Origin of the sequence: Candidatus Anoxymicrobium japonicum (assembly GCA_002843005.1) — a bacterium.
GTDB lineage: Bacteria > Actinomycetota > Geothermincolia > Fen-727 > Anoxymicrobiaceae > Anoxymicrobium > Anoxymicrobium japonicum.
This window is the reverse complement of the sequence record PHEX01000119.1, coordinates 1-2,120: the sequence shown is the minus strand read 5'-3', so window position 1 is coordinate 2,120 and position 2,120 is coordinate 1. Positions and strand designations below refer to the sequence as shown.

Genomic DNA, 2,120 nt, shown 5'->3' with positions numbered 1-2,120 from the left:
TTCAGGTACTCGCTCGACTTGCGCAAAGCCCGATGCCAGGTTGGCGTTGACGAAGTCGATCACCTCGGCAACCGGCGCGGTGCTTTGTTCGGCGATTTCAGCGATTGTCGCCGGACCTTTCATCATCGTGGTCGCGATGCGGAAATGCTTGGGGAACTCGCGTTCGATCTGCGGCCATTTGCTGAGCGAAAAGCGCTCATCCATGGCATAGCCTTCTGCCAACTTGCCCTCGCCCGACACCAGTGCAAACAGCCAGCGCAAGCGCGCCATCGGCTGTGCGCCACCTTTCTTGACCACCTCGGCAAATGCGGCGGCATCGAGTGGTTGCAGCTCATCGCGCAACATGTCGCCCTGACAGAACGGCAGCAGTGCCTTCAGCGAACTCGGCCCGAAATACACCCGCGTTTCCGGATCGAGCACCAACGGCTCGGCGCCATCGCGGACGATACGTACCGGCTGGGTCAGAGCGCCGGGGGCAAGGTAGTCGCCCAGGCGCGGAACCCGTGGCGGCGGTGCGATTTGCTCGGGCTGTGCTGCGATAGCTACCGGTTCGACGCGGGTAGCGGCTGGCGTCGGCGTCGCTGGCGCTGGTGCAGGTGTTGTTGTCACAGCCGCCTGCTGTTTGCTGGCGGGTGCAGCAGCCAACAAGGCACGCATCAATTCGGTCAGGGACGCCTCAGTAACCGGTCGGGCCAGGCTCAAGCCCGGCTCGCTACGGCTACCGGCGCTGAGCGGAATCACCGTATGCTCGTTTTGGCGCGCGCGCAGCCAGGTCATTTGCCCGTAGATGGAGTCGATATCGACGACCAGCACGTCGGCACTGCGCTCATCACTGAGCTGAAATTGCTGTCCCGTGCTTGCGTTGGCCGCAGCAAACAGCGCGTGCAATTGCTCGCGCTCGTCCGGTTCCATACCGGTAAAACACCATCCTCGCATGAACATCCCCCTCCGGATTCGAGCGCGGCGCGCCGTCAAAGCTGCGCAAGTGTCCGGGAATTAGACACTTGCGTCAATTGCGACGGCCATACCCGGCACAGCCACACTCAGGCGCTCAGCCGCGCCCGTCGCGGTAGATGGCTTTTCAAAAACGCCATCTGGTCGGCGAGGATGTTGCGGTTGGACAGGATCAGGTGTTCCACCCAACTGGGACGGAACGGTACCGCGAGCAGCGGCATGCCGGCTTGCTGCGGGGTGCGATTGCCCTTACGCGAGTTGCAGCTGATGCACGCTGACACCACGTTTTCCCAGATATCTCGGCCACCGCGCGAGATCGGTTGCACGTGATCGCGGGTGAGCTGGTGGCGGCCCAGTTCATTGCCGCAATACAGGCACAGGTGGGCATCGCGTGCAAACAGCGCGGTGTTGGTGAGCGCCGGGGTCGGGTCGAGCGCGCGTGGGCTCGCATGGCCGCGGGCGGCGATGATCGAATGCAGTTCGATGATGCTTTGCTGGCCATTGCTGCGGTTGATGCCGCCGCGCACCAGCAGGCACGGCGAGCCCAGTGTCCAGGCAATGGCATCGCGCGCGAACAGGCAGGCGGCGTCTTGCCAACTGATCCAGTTCAAGATGCGGCCGTAGGCGTCGAGCGAAAGAACACGCGGTGGATGCGAGGTGCTGGCAAAAACCGGCCGCGCCGGGAATGCGATGATCCCGGAGGACGTGTGGCTTGGACCGGATGTGTCGGTATCCATTGCCCTCTGAGCATAAAGCAAAAACAGGACGATTTGTTGTTACCACAGGGTGTTTACAGGGGTTTGGCCAAGCGAAGCATGTCGGTGTGGTAGCCAGCGGCCTGGTATACCGACAGGGCGCGGGTATTGCCGGGAAACGCGCCCAGCGTGAGCCGTTCACAGCGATGCTCGCGGGCAAAGGCCTCAGTGTAATCAAGCAGCGCCCGGCCCAGGCCGCGACCGTCCCAGTTGCTCGCCACCGCAATATCGGAGATGTGGCAGTTCATCTTGCCGGAAAAATAATCAGTAACCAATTGCAGGTGCAAAAATCCGGCCGGGCTGCCATCGTCTGTTTCGGCGATCAGCAAGAAGTTTCCCGGTCGCGGCTCCTCAAGGTGTTTGAGCAGGTCGCGGCGGATGCCATCGGCGACGACTGGCCGTTTGCGTCCG

3 protein-coding genes are annotated in these 2,120 nt (G+C 62.5%); all 3 read right to left on the bottom strand.

Annotation, left to right across the window (positions count from 1 at the left end; all coding sequences use genetic code 11):
- Positions 1–942, bottom strand: a 942-nt coding sequence (locus CVT63_08280; protein ID PKQ26874.1) for a hypothetical protein, incomplete at its 3' end; no start/stop codon positions are given.
- A gap of 101 nt (positions 943–1,043) precedes the next feature.
- Positions 1,044–1,691: an HNH endonuclease gene (locus CVT63_08275; protein PKQ26873.1), complete on the bottom strand. Its 648-nt coding sequence runs from the start codon at positions 1,689–1,691 to the stop codon at positions 1,044–1,046.
- Between the two features lie 53 nt (positions 1,692–1,744).
- On the bottom strand, positions 1,745–2,120 hold a 376-nt coding region (locus CVT63_08270), incomplete at its 5' end, for a GNAT family N-acetyltransferase (protein ID PKQ26872.1).